The following is a 3,205-nucleotide window of genomic DNA, read 5'->3' on the forward strand; positions in this document are numbered from 1 at the left end:
CAAAATAGCGGACATACTACTCAATAATAACGTCCGCTTTGTGCCAGAAGCGGACATTAACTACTGGCTTACATATTTAAAATTTAAACCGCGCAGGTGTGGTGCCAAACACCCTGCGAAACAACGCAATAAAGGCACTCACATTGTCATACCCAAGCTCCAGTGCAACAGTCGTCACTTGCTTACCCGTAGCCAGGAGTTCAAGAGCCTTGAGTAACCGTATGCGCTGTCGCCATTCATTAAAGCTAAAACCGGTTTCAGCACTGAATCGACGTGTAAGTGTGCGTGATGACACTCCCGCCCAGTATGCCCATTCCTCCAGTTTCCGGCCGTCGTCTGGGTTATCTGACAGCGCCTGTGCAACTCTGAGGAGCCGAATATCCTGCGGCATTGGCAGCCCAAGATTAACCTTAGGAAGAGTTCCTATTTCATCGAGGATAACGCCAGATAAACGTTTTTGAGGCGCATTAAGCTCTGCTTTCTTCCATGAGGCTGCTCGTGTTATCGCCTCACGCAGCAGATTTGTGACTGAGAGGACAGCAGGCTTATCAGGTAATTCGCCACAGGCCGCGGCAGATATATAAACACTCCATCCTGAATAGGGGCCATGCGAGAGAAGACCATGCGGAACATTTGGAGGTATCCATACGGCATGTGTTGCCGGTACGACCCAGCGATAATTTTCGGCATCGATCGTGAGCAGCCCATGTTCAGCGCCGAGTAACTGTCCGCGAATGTGGTGGTGCCTTGATGTTTCCCTAATTGCATCAGACTGGCGAGCCGCGACAATCAAAGTGGGTCCATCTGAAGAAAGAGCCTGGGCTAATGGAATCAATGAATCGGTCATATTGGCGTACTTGCGGTATTTGTTGTCTTTTATACCGTACCGGAGCCATTGAGTCGATTGTAGAGTACTCATAACTTTCACTGAGGACTGACCATGACAATGATTTCTATTACTACCGTACTGGATGAGATTATTAACAAACAGGAGATGGCACTGGAGGTGATACTCAAACGCCATTTTAGTCCCGGTTATCGGCAGCGCACTGATAACGAGTGGGAGGGCTTAGATGGCTTTGCCCGCCATGCACGTAAACTTCGGGAAATTCTGGCTTCCGGTAAAATTGAGGTGCACGACGAACTACGTCATGGGAATCTCTATGCAACCCGCCATCGTGTTCTGTTAAATAAGCGCAATGGTGAAAAAGTAGATATGGAGGTTTACATGTTTGCTGAAACAGATGATTCAGGGCGATTTATTCGTATCGAAGAAGCGACACTTATGCTTAAAGGTCTGGAAAGTGACCGTGACTTAGGTAGCGCCAGGTAATCAAGATTTTAATGTCCGCTTTTCGCTCATAGCGGACCTTGCTTGCCGTCAGTCCGCTCTGTGCCAGGAGCAGATGTTCGTTCAGGCTTTGAGGCCGCGCCTCACATGATCTGAGCACAGAACCATCACTATCCCGCCGATCGTGAAGCTCACCTGCATTATCTCCGCGCGTATAAGCGGTTCCTGGCGTTTTTATTGCCACGCCCATCGTGGCTCTATAGCATTTTGTTGCGCTTCATATGGTATTTCACCTGATATTCGCTGGGGTTCATATACATGATCGAAAAGTCCAAATACTTCCCACCGGTGGACAGCGCAAGGGAGGTAAGTTGCAGCAGCAATGCACCCTCTGTAAGTTTCAGGTGGTAGGCGTAGGGTTCAGCAGCCAGCACCGGGGTAAAGGTTTCAATACAGCTATCAATGATGATGCCGCACTGGTTCTCGATGTAGTCAAATTTAGAGCCGCGCATATAATGTAAAGAAAGCGTGGGGAAAAGCCGCACCGGCATATAGCTGTCTTCCACCATGTAAGGTTTGCCGTCTACGTGGCGGATGCGTTGGAAATAGTAAACCTGTTCGTTGGCCTTAATGCGCAGCTGGCGCGCGATGGCCGGGGGAGCCAGCCTGATGCAAAACTGCACCACTTCGTTTCTCAACTCTCGTTTAATTTGCTGCATATGCTCGGCAAAACTGTTTAAACCGTAGGTATCATGCTGTAAATCCTTTTGCAAAATATAAGTGCCGCTGCCGTGCCTGCGTTCGAGCATGCCTTCTTCAACCAGGATATGAATCGCTTTACGCAACGTGCTGCGTGAAACCCCGGTTTCCTTTGCCAGCACAAGTTCGCCAGGTAACGTATCGCCCTGCTGAAACTCTTCCGAATTAATGCGCTCACGCAGCTTTTGCGCTATCAGCGTGTAAATCACTTTTATACCTCTTATCCATTCTGCAATTGAAAATTCACAAAAGTAAAATGCGTATAACTGGCTGATTAATTTTTTATTTTCACAGATGAATAACGAATTACCGAATAAATATATACAACTTCACCTTTTAACAGACCTCTCGTAAACGGTTATTTTTAGATCTCGATCGCAAATTTAGCGCTTAGCCTGCGCGGTAAAAAGTGCCGGGGATTACTTTTCCGTCAAGACATTCTTTCACCACTAAGCCCGCCCAACGGGAACAGGCTGCGGAAGAAGACTTCAGTTCAGCCAGCCGTTAGCGGCGGCAGACGGTATTTTGGGCTAATCAAAGAGATAGCAAAATGGACAACTTGATAAAAAAAACGTCGGCATCACGCCTGAGCTGGTTATCTGCAACGCTGATGGCAGTCATGCTAAGCCAGCAGGCATTTGCGTCTGACCTGGAGAAGACAATGACAAAAAATATGGCAGGTCACTCGGTGCATGATGAGGCCGCATGGTGGAAAGAGGCGGTGGTTTACCAGGTTTATCCCCGTTCATTCAACGATACTAACGGCGATGGCGTTGGCGATCTGAATGGCATTACTGAAAAACTTGATTATCTGAAAACGCTGGGGGTTAACGTTATCTGGCTGAGTCCGCATTTTGATTCACCTAATGTCGACAATGGGTATGACATTCGCGACTACCACAAAGTGATGAAAGAATTCGGTACGATGGCGGATTTTGATCGCCTGATGGTGGAAGTGAAAAAACGCAATATGCGACTGATTATCGATCTGGTGGTCAACCATACCAGCGATGAGCATCAGTGGTTTGTGGAAAGCCGCAAATCAAAAGACAACCTTTACCGTGATTTTTACATTTGGCGCGACGGTCGCAATGGCAAAGCGCCAAATAACTATCCATCCTTTTACGGCGGTTCCGCCTGGAAGCACGACCCGCA

At 48.0% G+C, this 3,205-nt stretch carries 4 protein-coding genes; 2 read left to right on the forward strand and 2 right to left on the reverse strand.

From position 1 onward, the window contains the following. Positions 1-76: 76 nt before the first annotated feature. Positions 77-919, reverse strand: coding sequence for an AraC family transcriptional regulator (locus RTK32_RS21370; RefSeq protein WP_409451120.1), 843 nt, complete (start codon positions 917-919; stop codon positions 77-79). Between the two features lie 27 nt (positions 920-946). On the opposite strand from RTK32_RS21370, the gene RTK32_RS20480 reads away from it, so the two are divergent. Beyond that, positions 947-1,333: a nuclear transport factor 2 family protein gene (locus RTK32_RS20480; protein ID WP_312047166.1), complete on the forward strand. Its 387-nt coding sequence runs from the start codon at positions 947-949 to the stop codon at positions 1,331-1,333. A gap of 215 nt (positions 1,334-1,548) precedes the next feature. Here RTK32_RS20480 and RTK32_RS20485 read toward each other — a convergent pair whose 3' ends face one another. Further along, positions 1,549-2,259: a GntR family transcriptional regulator gene (locus RTK32_RS20485; protein WP_312047168.1), complete on the reverse strand. Its 711-nt coding sequence runs from the start codon at positions 2,257-2,259 to the stop codon at positions 1,549-1,551. A gap of 452 nt (positions 2,260-2,711) precedes the next feature. On the opposite strand from RTK32_RS20485, the gene RTK32_RS20490 reads away from it, so the two are divergent. Beyond that, positions 2,712-3,205: alpha-amylase family glycosyl hydrolase (locus RTK32_RS20490; RefSeq protein WP_312047169.1), on the forward strand; the 494-nt coding region annotated here is incomplete at its 3' end.

The organism is Erwinia sp. (assembly GCF_031978025.1).
In the GTDB taxonomy this organism is placed as follows: Bacteria; Pseudomonadota; Gammaproteobacteria; order Enterobacterales; family Enterobacteriaceae; genus Erwinia.